The 21151-nt window shown below is 43.5% G+C and carries 22 protein-coding genes and 1 other annotated feature; of the genes, 5 read left to right on the top strand and 17 right to left on the bottom strand.

The window, feature by feature from the left end; all coding sequences use genetic code 11:
- Positions 1-168: 168 nt before the first annotated feature.
- From QUF86_RS13370 to QUF86_RS13355, 4 genes are all read right to left on the bottom strand, one after another.
- Positions 169-1494, bottom strand: a complete 1326-nt coding sequence (locus QUF86_RS13370; RefSeq protein WP_289334613.1) for a (Fe-S)-binding protein — start codon at positions 1492-1494, stop codon at positions 169-171.
- Positions 1491-2903, bottom strand: a complete 1413-nt coding sequence (gene glcD, locus QUF86_RS13365; RefSeq protein ID WP_289334612.1) for a glycolate oxidase subunit GlcD — start codon at positions 2901-2903, stop codon at positions 1491-1493. The genes QUF86_RS13370 and glcD overlap by 4 nt, the downstream gene beginning before the upstream one ends.
- A 117-nt stretch (positions 2904-3020) precedes the next feature.
- Complete coding sequence (locus QUF86_RS13360) at positions 3021-4133, bottom strand: PucR family transcriptional regulator (RefSeq protein ID WP_289334611.1); 1113 nt, start codon at positions 4131-4133, stop codon at positions 3021-3023.
- Positions 4134-4206: 73 nt separating this feature from the next.
- Positions 4207-5898, bottom strand: coding sequence for an L-lactate permease (locus tag QUF86_RS13355; RefSeq protein ID WP_289334610.1), 1692 nt, complete (start codon positions 5896-5898; stop codon positions 4207-4209).
- Between the two features lie 254 nt (positions 5899-6152).
- Here QUF86_RS13355 and QUF86_RS13350 point away from each other — a divergent pair, with 254 nt between their 5' ends.
- The 4 genes from QUF86_RS13350 to QUF86_RS13335 all read left to right on the top strand — a co-directional run bounded on the left by QUF86_RS13350 (position 6153) and on the right by QUF86_RS13335 (position 9932).
- Positions 6153-6884, top strand: a complete 732-nt coding sequence (locus QUF86_RS13350; protein ID WP_289334609.1) for a FadR/GntR family transcriptional regulator — start codon at positions 6153-6155, stop codon at positions 6882-6884.
- A gap of 180 nt (positions 6885-7064) precedes the next feature.
- Positions 7065-7781: a (Fe-S)-binding protein gene (locus QUF86_RS13345; protein WP_289334608.1), complete on the top strand. Its 717-nt coding sequence runs from the start codon at positions 7065-7067 to the stop codon at positions 7779-7781.
- Between the two features lie 22 nt (positions 7782-7803).
- Positions 7804-9234, top strand: a complete 1431-nt coding sequence (locus QUF86_RS13340; protein WP_289334607.1) for a LutB/LldF family L-lactate oxidation iron-sulfur protein — start codon at positions 7804-7806, stop codon at positions 9232-9234.
- The gene (locus tag QUF86_RS13335; RefSeq protein ID WP_289336226.1) at positions 9228-9932 is read left to right on the top strand and encodes a LutC/YkgG family protein; all 705 of its coding nucleotides are present in this window, start codon (positions 9228-9230) and stop codon (positions 9930-9932) included. The genes QUF86_RS13340 and QUF86_RS13335 overlap by 7 nt, the downstream gene beginning before the upstream one ends.
- Positions 9933-9996: 64 nt before the next feature.
- On the opposite strand, the gene QUF86_RS13330 is transcribed toward QUF86_RS13335, so the two are convergent.
- On the bottom strand, positions 9997-11082 hold the full coding sequence (locus tag QUF86_RS13330; RefSeq protein ID WP_289334606.1) for a M42 family metallopeptidase: 1086 nt from the start codon (positions 11080-11082) through the stop codon (positions 9997-9999).
- 71 nt (positions 11083-11153) lie between these two features.
- Positions 11154-11642: a dUTP diphosphatase gene (locus tag QUF86_RS13325; protein ID WP_289334605.1), complete on the bottom strand. Its 489-nt coding sequence runs from the start codon at positions 11640-11642 to the stop codon at positions 11154-11156.
- 109 nt (positions 11643-11751) lie between these two features.
- Between QUF86_RS13325 and QUF86_RS13320 the strand changes: the two genes are divergently transcribed.
- On the top strand, positions 11752-12132 hold the full coding sequence (locus tag QUF86_RS13320; RefSeq protein WP_101222875.1) for a sigma-w pathway protein ysdB: 381 nt from the start codon (positions 11752-11754) through the stop codon (positions 12130-12132).
- Between the two features lie 53 nt (positions 12133-12185).
- On the opposite strand, the gene QUF86_RS13315 is transcribed toward QUF86_RS13320, so the two are convergent.
- From QUF86_RS13315 to QUF86_RS13265, 11 genes are all read right to left on the bottom strand, one after another.
- Positions 12186-12755, bottom strand: coding sequence for a TVP38/TMEM64 family protein (locus QUF86_RS13315; RefSeq protein WP_289334604.1), 570 nt, complete (start codon positions 12753-12755; stop codon positions 12186-12188).
- A 60-nt stretch (positions 12756-12815) separates the two neighbouring features.
- Complete coding sequence (locus tag QUF86_RS13310) at positions 12816-13091, bottom strand: DUF1294 domain-containing protein (protein ID WP_289325983.1); 276 nt, start codon at positions 13089-13091, stop codon at positions 12816-12818.
- A gap of 67 nt (positions 13092-13158) precedes the next feature.
- Positions 13159-13518, bottom strand: coding sequence for a 50S ribosomal protein L20 (gene rplT / locus QUF86_RS13305; RefSeq protein WP_034309067.1), 360 nt, complete (start codon positions 13516-13518; stop codon positions 13159-13161).
- Between the two features lie 35 nt (positions 13519-13553).
- A complete protein-coding gene (rpmI, locus tag QUF86_RS13300; RefSeq protein ID WP_034309070.1) occupies positions 13554-13754 on the bottom strand; it encodes a 50S ribosomal protein L35 in 201 nt (66 codons plus the stop codon).
- Between the two features lie 34 nt (positions 13755-13788).
- Complete coding sequence (infC, locus tag QUF86_RS13295; protein WP_034309072.1) at positions 13789-14289, bottom strand: translation initiation factor IF-3; 501 nt, start codon at positions 14287-14289, stop codon at positions 13789-13791.
- A gap of 98 nt (positions 14290-14387) precedes the next feature.
- Positions 14388-14524: a sequence feature (ribosomal protein L20 leader region), on the bottom strand.
- Between the two features lie 126 nt (positions 14525-14650).
- Entirely contained in the window at positions 14651-15145 is a 495-nt protein-coding gene (locus QUF86_RS13290) for a GNAT family N-acetyltransferase (RefSeq protein WP_289334603.1), read from the bottom strand.
- Between the two features lie 52 nt (positions 15146-15197).
- The gene (locus tag QUF86_RS13285) at positions 15198-15368 is read right to left on the bottom strand and encodes a hypothetical protein (protein ID WP_289315400.1); all 171 of its coding nucleotides are present in this window, start codon (positions 15366-15368) and stop codon (positions 15198-15200) included.
- 105 nt (positions 15369-15473) lie between these two features.
- The gene (gene thrS, locus QUF86_RS13280; protein ID WP_289315399.1) at positions 15474-17405 is read right to left on the bottom strand and encodes a threonine--tRNA ligase; all 1932 of its coding nucleotides are present in this window, start codon (positions 17403-17405) and stop codon (positions 15474-15476) included.
- Between the two features lie 413 nt (positions 17406-17818).
- Positions 17819-18655, bottom strand: coding sequence for a sporulation protein YtxC (gene ytxC / locus QUF86_RS13275; RefSeq protein ID WP_289334602.1), 837 nt, complete (start codon positions 18653-18655; stop codon positions 17819-17821).
- Between the two features lie 121 nt (positions 18656-18776).
- Positions 18777-19715, bottom strand: a complete 939-nt coding sequence (gene dnaI / locus QUF86_RS13270; protein WP_289325987.1) for a primosomal protein DnaI — start codon at positions 19713-19715, stop codon at positions 18777-18779.
- Positions 19702-21114 carry a replication initiation and membrane attachment family protein gene (locus QUF86_RS13265; RefSeq protein ID WP_289334600.1) on the bottom strand — a complete coding sequence of 471 codons (1413 nt, stop codon included), beginning with the start codon at positions 21112-21114 and terminating at the stop codon, positions 19702-19704. The genes dnaI and QUF86_RS13265 overlap by 14 nt, the downstream gene beginning before the upstream one ends.
- Between the last annotated feature and the right edge of the window lie 37 nt (positions 21115-21151).

The following is a 21151-nucleotide window of genomic DNA, read 5'->3' as shown; positions in this document are numbered from 1 at the left end:
AACGAGAAATCAATATTTCATTTATGTTATATCATTACAATTTGTTCTCAGCACAGAACAATTTTTCAAATGAAATCCAAGTATTATAAGGGTTCCCCCATTTTTAAAAATGTAATATTTATCCGAATAATCCCATTTCATTATTTTCATCTAATCTTTTTTCTTCTATTATAAATCCACGGCCTCCACTAGCAGGTCCACTATATGCACCGCTTTGGTACATGCCCCCAGGTTTTCCCTCTCGATCCCCAATTGCATTTGTAACAGACAGCCAGGATTTGCCGTGACAACGATATCGGCCTGTGTCGATTTAGTGTGCTCCATTTTAGTGTCGAGGATATTCATGGACATCTCTGATTCAACAATATTATAAATCCCTGCCGAGCCGCAGCACCGATCCGCATCCTTCATTTCCCTGAAGTCGATTCCTTCTATCGATTGAAGGAGAATTCGCGGAGCCATGGAGGTATTCATCACATTCCGTAAGTGACAGGAATCCTGAAAGGTTACTGATTGTGCTGGCAGTTTCAGACGGACTTTTTCCTGAAAACGCAAGTCCACAAGGATCTCGCTTATATCTTTCAACTTATTTTTAAATGCGATTGCCCGGTCGTTCCATTCCGGTTCATCTTGGAGCAAATGGTCATAGTCTATGAGAAAAGCTCCGCAACCGCCGGCATTTGTAATAATATAATCCACTTCGTCCGCTTCAAAAGCTTCAATATTACGCCTGGCCAGTTGCTTTGCCCCTTCTTTTTCACCACTGTGCCCATGCAGTGCCCCGCAACAAGCCTGGGATTTCGGAATAACGATTTCACATCCAGCCAGCTGAAGAAGCTTTAGTGTAGCCTTGTTCGTTTCCAAAAACATCGTATCCATCAAGCAGCCGGAAAAGAAAGCCACCTTTTTGAGTGCTGTTCCGATTGCAGGCAGCTCAGTTGGCCTATTTTTCATTTCTGATTTTTTTGGGACCTTCGGCAGCACTTTTTCCATGGTTGCCAAATTATCAGGAAGCATGTTCAGGACTCCCGTTTTACGGGCCACATATTGGAGTCCCGATCTCTGATAGAAGCCCAGCAAACTCGTCATGGCCTGCATCCGCTCCTGATGCGGGAATAATCCACTAAAAACGGCCTTGCGAATCGTTTTTACAGGGAGACTGTGTTTCTTATTCTGATGGATGATATCCCTTGCTTCTTCTAGAAGATGTCCATATTTCACACCTGAAGGACAGACAGGCTCACAAGCCCTGCAGCCGAGACAGAGACTCAAAGAACGTTCAACATCCTCATCGGGTGCAATCACACCATCGGCCACCGCTTTCATAAGTGCAATCCTGCCTCTTGGTGAATGGGATTCCTTTAACCCCGATTCCATGTATGTCGGGCAATGGGGTAAGCAAAAACCGCAGCGCATACAATTAAACAATTCATCTTCATTCATTTTTTCCGCGAATTGTTGGGCAATGGTTTCCCTTTCCTGAGCTGTCGTCATGAAGATACCACCACCCTTTTCCTGCTTTCCTTGGCAAATACTTTACCGGGATTCATGATGTTATTGGGATCGAATGCTTGTTTAATCGCTCTCATGGCGGCAATCCCTTCTTTCTTCAGCTTCCATTCAAGATAAGGGGCCTTCATCGCTCCTACACCATGTTCACCGGTAATCGTCCCGCCAAGGTCGATAGCCACGGCAAAAATGTCGGCAAAGGCGAGCTCCACTCTCTCCATTTCATCATGGTCACGAGCGTCGGTAATGCACGTTGGATGCAGGTTCCCATCACCCGCATGACCGAAAGTGCAAATGTCCACGTTATGCTTGCTTGCAATCTCATTAATCGCCCTAACCATTTTGGCAATTTCCGACCGGGGAACGGTGGCATCTTCCAAAATGGTCGTCGGCTTGAGGCGTGCCAGTGCGGAAAGGGCTGTCCGTCTTGCCGTTTTCAAGGCAATCGCGTCAGATTCCGTTTCGGCAATTTCCACGGAAACCGCCTTTTCCTCTAGGCAGATATCGGCCATCCTTTTCATATCACGTTCCACCACTTCCGGCGGACCATCCTGTTCTATCAGCAGGACCGCCTCCACATTGGTGGGCAAACCGATTTTCGCGAAGTCCTCAACCACGATCAACGTCGGCCGATCCAGAAATTCCAGTGTGACGGGAATGATTTTATTTGAAATGATCTTGGCCACTGACTGGGCTGCAGCATCCAGATCTTGATATAGGGCTAGCATCGTCTTTGTGGTTTCCGGGATTGGAATCAGTTTTAAGATCGCTTCTGTAACAATGCCCAGCGTCCCCTCTGAACCGACAAAAAGCTTCGTTAAATCATATCCGGCTACATCTTTGGCAAGCTTGCCCCCTGTTCGGATGATGTCCCCATTCGGAAGGACCACTTCAAGCCCGATGACATAATCACGGGTGACTCCGTACTTTAACCCACGCAGTCCACCAGAGTTTTCATTAATGTTGCCGCCAATCGTAGAGATTTTCATCGAACTTGGATCGGGCGGATAAAACAAGCCCTTTCCTTCAACTGCTGAAATCATGTCCAATGTGATGAGCCCAGGTTGTACGGTCGCCGTTAAATTTTCCTCATCTATTTCGAGTAATGAATTCATTCGATTGAATAAAAGGACAAGCCCCCCCTCTGTCGGGCAGGTGCCTCCGCTCAAATTCGTCCCCGACCCGCGTGGAACGATCGGAACATGGTATTCATTGCAAACTTTTACGATGGCTGCGACTTCAGCTGTGCAGCCCGGTTTAATGACAGCATCCGGCATCGCTTGAAACCCTGGCGTGGCATCATATGAATAGACAAGACATTCAACTTTCGAGTCATCGTAATTCTCCTGACCGACGATGGTAAGAAGTAGTTGCTTAACCTGCTTTGTTAACATGTATATCCTCCTCATATAAACAAATGGAATTCGATATTTTTTATATGATTTAAGTATAAGAAAATAACATTCAACCTTCTATGTATGAACATATAGAATTTACAGCTTTCCATAGAATTAATTTGTATGTTTATCCAATACTCTTAGTGCTAGATACATAGTGACCAAATCGGCTAGCTTCCTAGGATTCAACTGGGTCATTTCTTCTATGCGCTTGAGCCTGTAATGGAGGGTATTGATATGGATATGCAGGGCTGCAGCGGTTTCCTTCAAAGATAGATCACTTGCAAAATACATGGAAAGGGTTTTAAGCAGCTCCTCATTAGGAAGCAAATCCTGAATAGTCCGGGATAAATAATCAAGTCTTGTTTCAGGGGTAACTTCATCAAGCAGGACCTCAAGCTTCAAGTCTTCGTCAAATATTATTCCCGATGAAGGTAACGCGATTTTCAAGGAACGTTCCGCTTTAAAAAATGCTTGCCTGAATGCGGATCCCGGTGCACGTGAACTAACCCCTGCGCTCACTTTATAACCCGAACTCTCTTCCAGATTTCTTATCAGTTTACTTAATTTCTTTAATTGTTGGATTTTTGAACCGATAAAATCGGCTATCGAAAGAATGACGAATTGGTTCCTCCCCCAACGGACCACGATGTCCTTGGGATGCTGCTGTTTTATGTATATCTGAAGCGTTCTCCACACATGAGGTTCGATGATTTTTTCAGTTTTAAATTCACCAAGGGTTATGATCCGGTCTGTATGAACATCGACCCCAAGCAACTTAGCCTTCTGAAGGAATGACTCATTGAACGTCTGCAGCTGATGCCATTCAAATACAAAGAATTCCATCAGACGTGATTGGGATTCTGCTTGTTCGATATGATAGCTTTCCTGAATGAACATCTCCGTCATCTTTTTTAAAAGTTCTGCATAGGGGGAAACATGTTTGGGGTCTCCCGTGATTCCAATTACACAAACGGCTTCCTGATTAAAGAAAATAGGTAGATTTATTCCTGCCTTCACCCCTTTCCAACTTCGTTCATCCTGTTTGTTGATGATCAATTTCTCACGATTGTTGAAAGCGTGGATGGCTCCTTCATGATAAGATCCGATACGGCTGCCATCGGTACTTGCGATAATCGTGCCAGCATGATCAATAATGATGATTTCCTCATCAATCAGTTTTCGAACCTCATGAACCAATTTTTCTGCCACGGCTGCCAATTGCATTATATGTCCTCCTTTATTGAATGGGCTTGGAAAATACTTCGAGGCTCCCTTTCGAAAGGGAGCCTCTTTCTACTTATGGAATCATCCAGGAAAGGACGCCATTTTGCAAGAAGGTAATCACGCAAACAAGCAGCAACAAGAATAAACTATGTTTGAGCGTGAATCTCAATAATTCTGATTCCCTGCCGGCCAATCCAACGGCGGCACAAGCAATCGCTATCGATTGTGGTGAAATCATCTTTCCGGTGACCCCTCCGGATGAGTTCGCCGCAAGCGCCAGGACCGGCTCCATCCCCACTTTAAGTGCGGTAACTTTCTGAAGACTGCCAAATAAGAGGTTGGCTGATGTATCCGACCCGGTAATGAACACACCCAGCCAGCCGAGAACCGGTGCGAAGAACGGAAACAAATCCCCCGATTTTGCAAGGGTCATCCCTAATGTTGTCGACATGCCTGAAGCATTCGTTATGTAGGCAAAAGCCACCACGGATGAAATCATCAAGATTGGTTTTGCCAACTCATTCATCGCTTCCGCAAAGGTGCTAAAAAAGTCTTTTGCAGACATATGTGCGATGAACTTCGTAACGATGGCTGCCAGTAAAATGGCAGTTCCGGCTGCTCCAAGCAGTTCTATTTTATAGAAAGCCGCAATCGGCAATCCGTTGCTTCCGATTATCTCATTATGCAAACCTGGCACTTCGATTTGAAAGGTTAATAGTTTCCCGATTTCATTGATTCCGCCAAGCAACACATTGTTGCCTTCATAATGTCCGGAGAGCGCAGGCTTAATTGGGTTCATCCCCCATATTGATATGAAAAGCGTTAACAGAAGGAATGGTGACCAAGCATGGAAGATCTGCCATTTCGTGTACGTTGTTTCCGCTTCGGCTGTATCATCCAAAGGTTCGACAGCTGCTGCCGTTTCTTCGGATGCAAAGCGAAAGATCGTTTTAGGTTTCCAGAATTTAAGGAAGATCGCCAATGCAAATAGTGACACTAACGCAGAAAGGATGTCCGGTAATTCAGGCCCAAGGAAATTTGAGCTTAAGTACTGGGTGATGGCAAAGGAAAATCCGGAAACCAAAATTGCCGGCAAGACTTCGAGCGACCTTTTCCACCCAGTCATTATCAAAATGAGATAAAGCGGAATGAAAACCGAAAGGAATGGCAATTGACGGCCGACCATTTTTGAAATCTCCATGGCGGCTATGCCAGTTGGGCCTTCCATGGCGATGATCGGTATGCCAACCGCCCCGAATGCTACCGGTGCGGTGTTCGCGATCAAACAAATCCCGGCAGCATATAGCGGGTTAAAACCGAGACCAACCAAAAGCGCGGCTGAAATGGCGACCGGTGCTCCAAATCCCGCGGCACCTTCTAAAAAGGCCCCGAAAGAAAATGCCACCAATAATGCCTGAAGGCGGCGGTCTTCGGTAAGCGAAAGCACAGAAGAGCGAATAATATTGAATTGCCCGCTTTTAACAGTCATTTTGTACAAAAATACTGAAGTGATGATTATCCATCCGATTGGGAGCAGCCCATATACCGCTCCTTGTGAAGCAGACATCACCGCTTTTCCTGCCGGCATTCCATATAACAATACGGCCACTGCAATAGCTACAAGCAACGTGGTTATACCAGCAATGTACCCTTTCATCCGTTTGATGGTAAGTGCCCAGAAAAAGTAAATAATTGGGATGAGTGCGACAAGAGATGATAAAACTAAATTATCGTTGATCGGCGTAAAGTTTTGTGTCCATGTCATTCATTTCGACTCCATTTACTATAAATTTTTTTAAAATTTCAGAAATCTGCCACTAACTGAAAACCCTTACATATCTAAATATTCAAAGTCATCAGATGACTTGATGAGTATTCATTAAAATTAAATGATTAAAAATATAAAATCAAGATTTTTTTTTTATTTTTTGTTGATTTTTAACCTTCTGGAAGTGTGAAAGATCATTTGTGTTATATAATATTAACCAGAGAAACTCATAGAAAATAGAGGTGCTACCCTTGGTATATAAAAAAATAAAGCCGAAAAAAATTTATGAAGAAGTCAGCGATGAACTTTATGAAATGATTCGGTCAGGTATCCTGAAACCAGGTGAACAATTGGATTCCATTCAGCAGCTTGCGGAAAATTTCCAAGTTGGGCGCCCGGCCATCCGTGAGGCATTAAGTGCATTAAGTTCAATGGGCCTCATTGAAATAAAACAAGGGGAAGGAACATTCGTTAAAACCTTCGACCCTACTATCATGAATCATCCCTTGTCCGCTGCCCTTTTGATGGATCAAGACAATATCCAGCATTTGCTGGAAGTTCGGAAAATCCTTGAGTCCGGCACGGCAGAGGTGGCAGCGAAGAAAAGATCGGAAGAAGACCTTATCGAACTCAAAGAAAGGCTTTCTGATATTGAGAAGGTATCCTACGATGAAGAACTTAGTGATAAAGCGGATATCGCCTTCCATGTCGCAGTGGCAAATGCCTCCCAAAATGAGCTGCTGATAACATTGATGAACCACGTTTCAGAGTTAATGACGGAAAAGATGCGTGATATCCGGCGGATTGCACTTTATTCCGAAGAGATGACACTTAAGCAGCTTTACCAGCAGCATGCCCGGATATATGATGCAATCGTGGCACAAGATGAAGCCGGAGCCCGCAATGCCATGCTGTTTCACCTTCAAAGCGTCGAGGAATCACTGAACCGGGTCATCCAAAAGAATCAGCAAAAGAATCGTTGATCTTCCTTTAAATTTGAAAAATACCCTATACAAACAAAGATAAAATTGATATATTATTTTGAAAACGATTACTTCATTTAAAAATCTTGGAAATTGGTATATTCTCTTAACCATTTCCTTTTTCTATTTTTTAGTCATCAGATGACCTGTTAACCTATTTTGTTAAAGGAGGAGTTCAGATTGAAAGTTACTCTCTTTGCAACCTGTTTGGTTGATTTGTTTCAATCCAATGTCGGCAAGGCGACAGTGGAGCTGCTCGAGAGATTAGGCTGTGAGATTGATTTCCCGGAATCCCAGATATGCTGCGGACAGCCGGCATATAATAGCGGGTATACGAAGGATTCGAAGGAAGCTATGAAAAAGATGATTAAAACGTTCGCGGATGCTGAATACATCGTAACCCCTTCCGGTTCCTGTGCAGCGATGTTCAAAGAATATCCGGTCCTTTTCAAAGGCGATGCCGAATGGGAAAAGAAAGCAGCTTCATTAGCGGCTAAAACATATGAATTGACCCAATTCATCGTGGATGTCTTAAAAGTGACCGACGTCGGGGCTACCCTTAAGGGAAAGGCTACTTATCATACTTCATGCCATATGACACGGCTGCTTAAGGTGAAGGAAGCACCTGCCATTTTGTTAACCCATGTTAAGGGTCTGGAAATGACACCTCTTCCCGGTGCTCAGAATTGCTGCGGGTTCGGGGGAACCTTTTCGGTTAAGATGGGGGACATTTCCGGGCAAATGGTGGAGGAGAAAGTCTGCAATATTGAAGCGACCGGGGCCGATTTTTTAATTGGTGGGGATGCAGGATGTTTGATGAATATCGGCGGACGGATCCAAAGGAAGGGGCAACCGGTGAAAGTGCTCCATATTGCGGAAGTCCTGAATAGTATTTAAAGAAAGTGAGGAGGGAAAAACGATGGCTATGAAAACCAGCTCTGCCAAGTTTAAAGACCGGGTGGATGAAGGAATACATAATGATTTTATGCGATTGGCAGTATCGAGTGCCCAGGAACGATTACACGGACGGCGGCTGACGGCCGTTGATGAATTGGGAAACTGGGAGGATTGGCGTTCCCTTGGTGAAGAAATCCGGCAGCATGTGCTCAGTAACCTTGATTTCTATTTGCATCAGCTTGCAGAAAATGTTTCGAAAAGGGGCGGTCATGTCTTCTTCGCTGAAACGGCTGAAGAAGCAAGCGGATACATCAAGGATGTCATTGTAAAGAAGAATGCCAAAAAAGTCGTGAAATCCAAATCGATGGTCACGGAAGAGATCAATTTAAACGCAACTCTTGAAGCGGTTGGCCTCGATGTCGTCGAAACGGACCTTGGTGAATACATTTTACAAGTGGATGATCATGATCCCCCTTCCCATATCGTCGCACCTGCTCTCCATAAAAATAAAGAACAGATAAGGGATGTTTTTAAAGAGAAGCTCGCCTATACGCAAACCGAAAAACCGGAAGAGCTTACTGCCCATGTCCGGGGCATTCTGCGGAAAGACTTCTTAAGCGCCGATGTGGGCATAACCGGCTGTAATTTTGCAATTGCGGAAACGGGCTCGATCGGTTTGGTGACGAATGAAGGAAACGCCGATTTGGTCACTGCCCTCCCGAAAACGCAAATCACCGTGATGGGAATGGAACGGCTTGTGCCTACATTCGATGAATTCGAAGTCCTTGTCAGCTTATTGACAAGAAGCGCTGTCGGCCAAAGATTGACCAGTTACATCACCGCACTTACCGGCCCGCGTGATGAAGGCGATGCAGACGGACCCGAGGAATTTCACCTTGTGATTGTAGATAATGGACGTTCCTCCATTTTGGGAACTGAGTTTCAATCCGTTCTTCAATGCATTCGCTGTGCTGCCTGTATAAATGTATGCCCGGTCTATCGCCAGGTTGGCGGCCATTCATATGGTTCAATATATCCGGGACCAATCGGTGCTGTGCTTTCCCCCTTGCTCGGAGGGTATGATGATTTCAAGGAGCTTCCATATGCCTCAACTCTTTGTGCAGCATGTACAGATGCCTGTCCGGTAAAGATTCCTCTTCACGATTTACTGAGGAAGCATCGTGAAGTCATCGTTGAAAAGGAAAAAATGGCTCCATTTTCAGAAAAGATGGCCATGAAAGCCTTCGGAATCGGTGCGGCATCGCCTATGCTTTATAAGTTCGGTTCCAAAATGGCCCCATCAGCGATGTCTCCTTTTAAAACGGGGGATTTCATTTCAAAGGGACCTGGTCCACTCAAAACTTGGACAGAAAGCCGCGAGTTCCCTGCTCCAGAAAAAGAAAGCTTTCGGGACTGGTTCAAAAATCGGGAAAAAGGAGGGAAACCATCATGAATGGAACCATCCACAATGAAGAGACGTTTTTAAACAATATTGCCAAAAACCTGGGAAGGGCTCCTATTAAGGAAGGCATTTCCGTTCCGGTATGGAAGCATGCCCCCCAAAAAGAAGTTTTGAAACATGCGACACCAAATGATCTTGTCGAGGAATTGGAGGAGCAGTGCAAAAGGGTACATACTCAGTTTCACCTTACCGACTCCAAACAAGTGATGCAGTGTTTAAAACAGGTGATCGAGGAACTTGGAAACGGACCCTTGATCATCCCTAAGGACGATCGATTTTCTGCCTATCAGTTAGATGATATCCTAAAAGAAAAAGATGTCCATGTTTGGGATTACCAAGCAGGGAAAGAAAATATCAAGAAAGCCGAGAGTGCCAACATCGGAATCACATTCAGTGAAATGACATTGGCAGAATCAGCGACCGTCGTCTTGTTCAGCGACAAGGACCACGGCCGTTCCATCAGCTTCCTTCCTTCCTGCCATGTTTCCATCATTCCAAAAAGCACCATCGTTCCGCGAATGACCCAGGCTGCTGCGGCCATCCGTTCAAAAGTTACCCGTGGCGAAGTCGTTCCTTCCTGCATTAATTTCATAACAGGACCGAGCAATTCCGCCGATATTGAAATGGACCTTGTCGTCGGCGTCCATGGGCCCATCAGAGCTGTCTATATAATCGTAGAAGATAAATAGAAATAAGGAAAAGAAAAAATGGAGAGGACCTAATTAGGCCTCTCCATTTTTAACTTTCACTATATCACTCGTAAATGATCCGATCAACCGCTTCACGGTCGAGGCGTTTGATCACTTCGACAATAAGCTTAACAGCATTCTCATAATCGTCCCGGTGAAGCATTGCTGCATGTGAATGAATGTAGCGGGTTGCAATCGTGATCGCCAGGGCAGGTACTCCATTTGCCGTTAAATGGATGGAGCCTGCATCTGTCCCACCACCTGGAATCGATTCATATTGATAAGGAATTTCCATTTCATCAGCCGTGTCGGTAACGAAATCGCGTAATCCCTTATGTGCTACCATCGACGCATCATATATGACGATTTGCGGACCTTCCCCCATCTTACTCATCGCTTCTTTATCGGATACCCCCGGTGTATCACCAGCTATGCCGACATCGACGGCAAAACCGATATCCGGCTGAATTTTGAATGTGGATGTTTTAGAGCCACGCAGCCCGACCTCTTCCTGCACCGCGCCAATTCCATAAACTACATTAGGATGGTCGCTATCTTTCAGCTGTTTAAGCACATCAATGGCGATTGCACAGCCAATTCGATTGTCCCAGGCTTTGGCCAGCAGCATCTTTTCATTATTCATGACCGTGAATTCAAAATATGGCACGACCATATCCCCTGGCTTGACGCCCCATTCCTTAACCTCTTCTTTGCTTGCTGCACCAATATCAATATACATATCCTTAATATCAATCGGCTTTTTCCTCGCCTCCGCTGACAGGATATGTGGCGGCTTGGAACCGATAACGCCAGTTACATCCCCTTTACTTGTAACGATCGTCACACGTTGGGCCAGCATGACCTGTGACCACCAGCCCCCTACCGGCTGAAAACGCAAAAATCCTTTATCATCAATTTGGGTAATCATGAAACCGACTTCGTCCATATGCCCAGTAACGACAATTTTCGGTCCGTTTTCATCACCCGTTTTCTTGGCAATCAAACTTCCCAGGCCATCTGTCGATATTTCATCGGCAAATGGTGCTATGTATTCGGTCATCACTTTTCTTACTTCACTTTCATTTCCTGCAATGCCTTTAGCATCCGTTAAGTCCCGCAGCATTCTTAACGTTTCGTCTAATTGAGTCATTCCTCTACCTCCCTATTACTTACATTACAAGAATAATTATACAGAAAATCGATTGCATAAACAATCAACAATCAGTAGCCTTGCTTTTGCCGTTCGTAGTTCACTTCATTTTTACTTACATATGCTTTTTCGACATCCACTGCTAAAAATCCAAGCAACTCCCCTAAATGTAAATACTCAGTAAAAACCTTTTGGAAAGATGACTCTGTCAATTGCGTGCGAAATTCACTGATGTAGCCGTAAATAGCAGTAAATTGAGCCGTCAAATCCTCCTGAGGCATCTTGAGGGCGGATGGAACTTCAGGTTCAAATCCCAGTTCGATCCCGAGTGACAAAATGAAATGAATCCCATCCACGTATTCAGCCAAAATCGTTTCTTTATCAGAGGGGCCTTTGAGACTCCAAAATTTAAAACATCTCGTTTCATTAGCCAACTCCCCAAGCTCCACCAATAGAGCAAGTATCTTCCGTTCGACCAAGTCTTCAGCACCCAAATCATGCTTTGATTGTATATGCTCATCTAACGCTGCCTGCATGTCCATTAATTTACCTATGTTCATTTTCATCACTACTTTCTATCGTCTTCCTTTAAATTATATCAAATAAATGAAACTTATTAAAAACCCATACGTAAATGAAGGGAATCACTCTGTTTAGGGAGGTAGCTCCATGGTATTGATCATGCGGTTCATTCTTTTGGCTCTTATCATCTTCTTAATATATACAGTCATCAAATACCTATTTAACCCGAAAAGAAAATTAGAGCTGGCACATGAACAGAAAAAGTTCTTTCTGCTCGACGATACAGCCAATATACGAAAGAATTTTTTATTGACGTACAACGGGGTGATGTTTGAAGGGGAAAAGTATTTAGGGACGACGGAGCGCTCCTTCGAGGTCATATCCATCTTCATATGGCCTAAAAAAGTTGCGGGCCTGAAAGGCTTGAAGCGAAATGACTTTTTAAAAATCGAGGAAGCGATAAAAAAACAATATCCGGATGCCGTCATTGATTGGAAAAGCCCGGTTAAGGAATTTTTGCAAAAATGAAAAATATCACACACAACAAAGAGCCTTGAGAAAAATGAACTCAAGGCTCTATATTAATCATGGGAACGGAAAAATTCCTTCCAGGGAACGACCGTCTGCTTCTCTCTCAATAAATATAGTAATAAGGTTAATGATAATAAAATAATGACGATCAGTGTTGGACTGAAATCGGCAATATAGTGGCCAAAAACCGTGTATACGAATGCTACAGGGATATTAGTCATGAAAGATAGATAAAAGTAATTTTTCAACCCTTTATTGGATTCCAATAAGCAAAGCGATAATAAGTAAAAATGTATGAATGGTATTAATCTCAGTACTGCAATTTGCCGGCTGTTTAGCTTTCTGTTTCCAAACAACTTATTCTTAAGCCGCAGCAGCTTTTCCTTTGTTTTCGGAAATTTGCCTATCACGAAATAAAAGGCCATACTGGACAACGTCAAACCGATTACCGAATAGATGGTCCCAAAAGCGGCCCCGAATAATACTCCGCCAGACATGCAAACCACAATGACGGGAATGAATAAAAATTGCCTTAATAAATGAAAAGTGATAAAGATAAGTGGTGCAAACACGCTTCCGGATTGAATGTAGCTCATCACAAGTGTCAGTTTATCATTCATGCTCTCCCTCCAGCTACTCTTTGCTGCTTCTACAAGCATATACATTATACGGGCTACATATTACCATTGAATGAATATCTTGATCAATAAGCCTATTTGAAGAATCATCAATATAGGCAGGCCCCATTTAAAAGCGCCATGCTTCGTCTTATGGCGGAAATGCTTCATCCCCAGAAAGGATCCTGTCCCTCCACCTATGACCGCCCAAAACCAAAGTGTCTTTTCGCTGATTCGGTACTCCCCATTACGCGCTTTCCTTTTGTCGACTCCCATTATGGCAAATCCCATGATGTTCGTGATGATCATATAAACAACAATGAACCATACTCCTTGCATCCTCATTCCCTCCTTTAAATGTAAAAAGCCACCCTCTTGAAAAGAGAGTGGCTGATATCAGTCAGACTTATTTGTCTAATTGTTGTTTAGCAGCAGTTGCTAATTGAGCAAAAGCTTGTTCGTCAGCAACAGCAAGATCAGCAAGCATTTTGCGGTTCACTTCGATACCAGCAAGCTTTAGACCATGCATTAAACGGCTGTAAGAAAGACCGTTGATGCGTGCTGCAGCGTTGATACGAGTGATCCAAAGTTTGCGGAAATCACGTTTCTTTTGACGACGGTCACGGAAAGCATAGTTTCCTGACTTCATTACTTGTTGGTTAGCTACTTTGAAAAGAATATGTTTCGCGCCATAGTAACCTTTAGCTAATTTTATTACCTTTTTACGACGTTTGCGAGTAACAGTACCGCCTTTTACACGTGGCATGTTATTTCCCTCCTATTTAACTCGATAAATCGAACTTATTTAATGTTGTCTAGCATATGACGAATACGTTTGAAGTCACCTTTGCTTACAAGGCTAGCTTTGCGAAGCTTACGCTTTTGCTTAGTAGATTTGTTAGCAAATAAATGGCTTGTGTAAGCGTTAGAACGCTTAAGTTTGCCGGATCCAGTCTTTTTGAAACGTTTAGCAGATCCGCGGTGAGTTTTCATTTTAGGCATAAGGTATTCCTCCTCATTACAAATTACTTTACAATTACTTTTCGTTTTTCGGTGCTAAGATAATGAACATGCTGCGTCCGTCCATTTTTGGGTGTTGCTCGATTGTAGCCACTTCTTTACATGCTTCAGAAAAACGAACGAGTACACGTTGACCAATTTCCTTATGCGTAATGGCACGTCCTTTGAATCGGATAGAAGCTTTTACTTTATCGCCTTTTTCAAGGAATTTAATTCCGTTGCGAAGCTTCGTATTGAAATCATGTTCTTCAATCGTCGGGCTCAGACGAACCTCTTTCAGACTGATGACTTTTTGATTTTTACGTGCTTCCTTGTCTTTCTTTTGCTGCTCGAAGCGGTGTTTTCCGTAGTCCATGATCCGGGCTACCGGAGGCTTTGCATTTGCAGCAACTAAAACTAGATCAAGATTTACACGAGCGGCAATTTCCAATGCTTCGAATTTCGTTTTAATTCCAAGTTGTTCTCCGTTTTGGTCAATAAGACGAACTTCACGGGCTCGGATGCCCTCGTTTACCATCGCGTCTTTACTAATAGTTAGCCACCTCCAAAGATATTGGCGAATACGAATATTTGAATCAATTCGGTCACGCTCACAACTCGCTTACAGGATATAATCATAATAAAAAAGTGTGGATGCATGCTGCACCCACACTGATAGACTCATTCAGAAAGATCCAAATAATCAAATCATGACCTGTTAACTGCATTGCTTGCGTCAACCAGGTGAGAAGCGGGTGCTTCTTCTTTTCCTCAAACACGTATTCAATTCACTTTAGAAATATATCATAAACACTGATGACTTGTCAAATGCTAATTTATTCGTTTTTCACAACAAAATTAATATTATCAGACATTCTGTTATTTGACAATACGTTTTTTTAAAGTAATTTGGACAAAAAATATTCATCATGATACTTTCCACCAAAAAACAGCGATTCCCGCTTTATTCCTTCTTTTTCAAAACCCATCTTTTCATATAAGGAAAGCGCAGGGGCGTTGGTTGCAATTACGGACAATTCCAGGCGCCTGATTTCGTTTGTCCGTGCATGCTCCTCCATTTTCTGAAATAACTTCGTACCGATGCCTTTTCCTCTATCCTGTTCGGCGATCCCGATCACGATTTTGGCTGAATGTCTGGTTCGGCCCAATTGATTGCCCAATAATATTAGGTAACCATTCAAATCATGGCCGCTCGCAGCAACGAGGAAAACGGAAAGAGGATTTTTTTCGATTTGCTCCAGTTGCTTTTCCATTTGCTTCCCCGTCGCTTTTCTTTCCCCAGGGTTGAACAGCATATATCCGGAATCTTCAACATGATTGAATAGAGCTGCCAATTTACCCGTGTCTTCCCTTGAAGCCTTTCGAATTTCCATTTCTCCCACTCCCCCTTTGGTTACAGGCCATACTGATCGAAGCCATCAAAAATCAAGAGTTTTCTTTCGCCTTTTTCTTTTTCTCAATGTTGTCCCAAGAAAATAGGGCTATCCAAAAAAGCAGGACCGGGACAATGGCATATTGCCGATAATCATCCAATAACAATAAGATGATGATGGCAAGGAATGTTGGCCCGAATAGATAAGTGAATTTCTTTTTCATGCTGACCCTCCTTTTCATTGCTGTACATATATTCACATGATGGTTTCATTTTATCATGCCTTAATTAATAAGAGGGACACAATAATATGTGCCCCTCCATTGCTGTTAGCGGCTTACTTCCGCTTTAATCGCTGAAACAAAATCTTCAAATGCGATCGTTTCCGATTTTTGTTCACCGTATTTACGTACGTTCACGCTGCCTTCTTTGGCTTCATTGTCTCCAACAACCAGCATGTACGGGATTTTTTGCATTTGCGCTTCACGGATTTTATAACCGATCTTCTCGTCACGTGTATCCAGATCGACACGAATGCCTTGCGCTTTAAGTTTTTCCTGGACTTCTTTCGCATAATCCAAGTGCACTTCAGGTGAGACCGGAATCACTTGTGCTTGGATGGGTGCCAGCCAAGTCGGGAATGCCCCCTTGTATTCTTCGATCAAGTAAGCGACAAAACGTTCCATTGTGGAAACGACCCCGCGGTGGATTACTACCGGGCGGTGCTGCTTGCCGTCTTCACCGACGTAATTAAGATCAAAACGTTCAGGAAGCAAGAAATCAAGCTGAACAGTGGATAGCGTTTCATCTTTTCCTAAGGCAGTACGCACCTGAACATCAAGCTTAGGACCGTAGAATGCCGCTTCACCTTCCGCTTCAAAGTAATCCAGACCAAGTTCATCCATAGCACCTTTTAACATGCTTTGGGCTTTTTCCCACATGGCATCATCATCAAAGTATTTTTCTGTATCCTGCGGATCGCGATATGACAGACGGAATGAATAATCCTTGATATCGAAATCTTTATAAACTTCCAGGACCAGGTTAACAACACGCTTGAACTCTTCTTTGATTTGGTCGGGACGGACGAATATGTGCGCATCATTCAATGTCATCCCACGTACGCGCTGAAGGCCGGAAAGGGCACCTGACATTTCATAGCGGTGCATCAAGCCAAGCTCGGCAATCCGGATTGGCAGTTCGCGGTAGCTGTGGATACTGTTTTTATATACCATCATGTGATGCGGACAGTTCATCGGACGCAGGACAAGCTGTTCGTTTTCCATCTCCATGACAGGGAACATGTCGTCCTGGTAATGATCCCAGTGTCCAGATGTTTTATAAAGGTCCACGCTTCCCATTACAGGTGTGTAGACATGGTCATAACCCAGGCGTTCTTCTTTATCCACGATATACCTTTCGATTGTCCGGCGGATTGTCGCGCCTTTTGGTAACCACATCGGCAACCCTTGCCCCACTTTTTGTGAGCTCATGAACAAGTTCAATTCCTTGCCGATTTTACGGTGGTCACGTTCCTTGGCTTCTTCAAGGAAACGTAAGTGTTCGGATAAATCTTCTTTCTTATAAAAAGCCGTACCATAAATGCGCTGAAGCATTTTGTTTTTGCTATCGCCTCTCCAGTATGCACCAGCGATGCTCAAAAGCTTGAATTCTTTGATTTTCCCAGTTGATGGAACGTGAATTCCACGGCAAAGGTCAAAGAATTCCCCTTGCTCATAGAGCGTTACTTGCTGATCGGCAGGGATCGCATCGATCAACTCCAGTTTATACTCGTCGCCTATTTCTTTAAAACGGGAAATGGCCTCATCACGACTCACTTCGATACGGGAAATTTCCAAGTTTTCATTGACGATTTTCTTCATTTCTTTTTCAATCAATGGAAGGTCATCGGGAGTCAATGATTCTTCTAGATCAATATCGTAGTAAAAACCGCCCTCGATGACTGGCCCTACACCGAATTTAGCATTTTTGTACAAACGTTTGATCGCTTGTGCCATCAAGTGTGCTGTACTGTGACGTAATATTTCAAGAGCATCGGCTGCGTCCTGTGTAACGATTTCGATTGTACCGTCTTGTTCAATCGGGCGTTTCAAATCATATAATTCACCATTGAATTTTCCGGCAATGGATTTTTTCCTTAAACCAGGACTGATGGATGCAGCGATGTCTTCAGTTGTAGTGCCTTTAGCAAACTCCTTGACCGCTCCGTCAGGAAAAGATATTTTCAGTAATTCAGACATACAGTTTCACTCCTTCTTATTGTTCAAACAAATTAAGGGTTTTTGATTCCATTACAACACAAAAAGCCCGCCCCTGTATAAAACAGGGACGAGCTTAGTAATAAATATCATTAACCCGCGGTTCCACCCTCGTTCCATCTTGCTTTTCACGGCAAAACGGCACTTGTAACTTGGTAACGGCAGCTTCCCGTCAGCTCATATTCGCAGAATGCTTGCTTTCCGAGCCGAAGTTTAAAGGTGGTAAGTGTTCCATGCGAATAGGAAGCTTACAGCCTGTTGGCTTCCCTCTCTGATAATCGGCGACTAGAATACCCTTGTCCTCATCATAACTTTTTGTTTTTTAATAGTATGTAGGAAATTATAATTTGTTATACTGTGAAAATCAAGGTTAATTTTCTTTTTTACAAGAAAGATCATTCAAATGCATTAGAAAAAGACGAAAGTGGCAAGATGGTTGCCCGTTCTTCGAAAATCCTTGAAATGGTCTGGATCAGCCCTTCTTCCTTGTCATCGGTATAGATACACAAGTTTTCAGGAGCAATCGATAAAAGTGGGGCAAGTATCACCGTATCTAGAAAAAGTGAACTTTTGGCAAGAAGCCTCCTGTCGATCATACTATTGATTTTTGGACGGTCGAGCTTGCTGAATTTCTGATCATAGAAGTGAAAACCATCCCGATTGACGAGGTGAAGCTTTCTTAATTTCGACTCCTGCCCCTGAAGGCAATCACGGAGAGTGGCAATGAAATTTTGATAATCCTGTTCCAACTTGTATTCATCAATCGCCTTGACGACATACTTTTCCAAAGTGTGCTGAAATGATTTTAAACGGAAGGTCGTAAAAGAATCGAATGAAAAAGATACCTTCCCCGCCAAAATGCTTTGTAGTCCTTCCTCAATCAATCGTTTCTCCGTACTGAATACTTCTTCTTGATTCCTTGCACGTTCCCCTTCAATGATGGATGAAGCAATCTCAGTGATGGCTTCAATTTCTTCCCGTTCCCTATAAAAAAATTTACCGACTATTATTTGCTCCAGAACAGGAAGCGTCTTTTCTTCCAATAAAAAAGAATGAAATGCATCACGAAGCAGAATTAGCCATTTATCACCTGAAGACCCCGTCATATCCACATGCATGCCTTGTTGCGGAAGAAATCGAATGTATGGTTGAAATTCTGCCCCTAGCGGATGGGCAGAAACGAAATTCAGTAATTTCAAAGCCTCTGAATCGTTTTGAAACGAAATTTGCACTACGACATCCCCCCTTCCCCCTTGCTTCTTTTTTCATGTATATGGGGATGGGGACGTGTTTAGAAGTAGGATGGACCTTGTAATAAGAAAAAAGTGACCTCCATTAAGAGACCACTTTCCTTTATCTTCTCCGATTCACGCCATCCAGCTTGACGGGCTCCGCTAAATATTGAATTCGTTCCAGTACCCTGGCCGCCTTCACTTCTTCCTTCTCACCACGCTGTGAAAAGGTTAGGTGATTCTCCAAGCCATTCATGTCAAAATTCGAAGTGAAAAACGTCGGCAAGTTTTCCAGCATCCTAAATTGCAAAATCGGACCAAAAACCTCATCGCGTCCCCAGCTCGTCATGGACTCCGCTCCAATATCATCCAGCATGAGGACAGGTGCCGTTTTCACCATCTCAATTTTTTCATTGACCGTATTATCACCTATCGACCCTTTAAGTTCCCTCAAGTAGTCAGGCACATAGACAATAAGGGAGGAAATTTGCCTTTCTGCAAGTTCATTGGCAATCGCACCTAATAAATAGGTTTTCCCAACACCGAATTTCCCGTATATATATAAGCCTTTTTGCCTTTTACCTGGCTCATACTCCATAATGAACGACATCGCCTTACTTAAAACACCCAAGCGTTTGTTTTCATCATCCGTTTGAGTGAAGTCCTCGATGGTCGCCTTTAAAATATCCTTCGGCACGTAAAGGCTACGGATCAATTTTTCCCGTTTTCGCTTTTCATCCTCTGCGAATTTCCGCGGGCAGATTTCATAATTCAGATTCAAGGCCTTCCCTTGAACGACCAATTTAGGATAATACCCATGCATCATATTGATGCATCCATCCAAGCTTGGACATTTATCACACTTATTGCTTTGTGAAGTGAACTCATAAAGCTTCCCCAAGTTTTTGTCTATCATTTCCTTCGTGACAGTCGAACTGTTGGCATTCAAAAATAACCGCACCTGTTCGTCTTCAAAAATCTCCTGCTTCAGCTTTTCATAACGCTCTTGAAATTGGTTTGTATTGGCCAATTTATTAAGGGATCTATTAATCTTTTCCATCGTTCATTTCACCTCCAGCTTTCCACTGCTTCCATTTCTCCTGAAGCTCACGTTTCTGGGCATTCAATTCAGGTTGATCCGCAGTCTGCTCCTGCTGTGCTTCTTCTTTTTTCTCAAGCCACTCCGGAACCACTTCTTCCCGTATCGTCTTTTTCCGGCCGCCCTTCGCAACATTCCTGCTTCCCTGAGCCCAGTCCTGATATTTCCGGTGTTCATTTTTAGCCAGTTCCATCGCCTCGATGACCGTGGAGACCTTCAGCCGTGCCCAATGGCCTGCCAGCTTTTCCACATAGCCCTTCGTGAACTTCATATCCGTTTTGAGCATGACATATTCAATCAAGACATTGACGACACCCGGATTCAGCTTTTGATTGATCATCACGCCCTCCACCACTTTCAAATCACCGCTTGATGGCTCAGCACCGCCTGACAATTGCATCAGCCGCTCTCTTGGAGAAATCGTCTCCAAATGACGGATGAGCTCTTGTTCCTGCGTTTTCGGTTCTTCTTTTTGTGTCCGTTCACGGATCGGCTGCACACGATTGACAAGGGAAGGCATATCGGCCTGCCGTTCGATCTGATACCAGTCCCTTGCCGCCTTCCTAAGCAATTCCTCATCGATCTCATCATCCAATGAAACGGCATCCATTACTAGTTTTTGCATTTCAAGCGGATCAATGCCATATAAAAAAGCAAGCTTGGCAATCGTACTTTTTATTTTCGGGGTAAAGGCCTTTTTCGGTACGATCGAGGATTTCATCCCGGCAAATAAAAGTTCAAAATCAAATAAGTTGTCAAACCCCGTTGGTTCGACGCCATCCGCCCGATCGATGAATTGCTGTTCAGGGATCGGTTTCCATTCATTTTTCGCTTCATCCGTTACATATAAAGAGTCCAAGTGATCTGATGAGAATACCTCCGCAAAAGATTTAGTCACACTTTCATATTGATCCGTTAAAATATGATCATCACAAAAGAATCTCTTCAACCGGTTGAATTGTACTTTACCGATCTTTTTGTATAAGTAGATATTCAGCATTCCATCCGTGAAAAACTGCTGGGGGGAAAGCGGCGGGTTTAACTCATAGATAAATTCCTTCGTGTCATTCTCCGATTTCTTATATACATTCAACAAACCGATTCCCTCAAGTAAAAGCCGTGCTTCGTAAATATCACCTAACTTAAGGCCGATGGTATTCATTAATTGATAGTGTGAGGAGGTTTCCGACCATAGCCTGTTTTCCTCCAACTCACTCCATAACGTCATATAAAGGCTGATACAGATAGGTCCAATAAGAGGTTGATATAGTCGGGTCAGTATTTTCCGATCATAATCATGAAGCAGCCCCGCAGATGAGACCAAATATGAATCCGCTGGGAGCAATTCTTGCCAATGCATTGACATCTCCATTCAAACCTTTCAAAAGATGTAGTGA

This window comes from Peribacillus sp. NJ11 (assembly GCF_030348405.1).
GTDB lineage: Bacteria > Bacillota > Bacilli > Bacillales > DSM-1321 > Peribacillus.
Note: the sequence above shows the minus strand (reverse complement) of the source record. Positions and strands in the feature narration are given on the sequence as shown.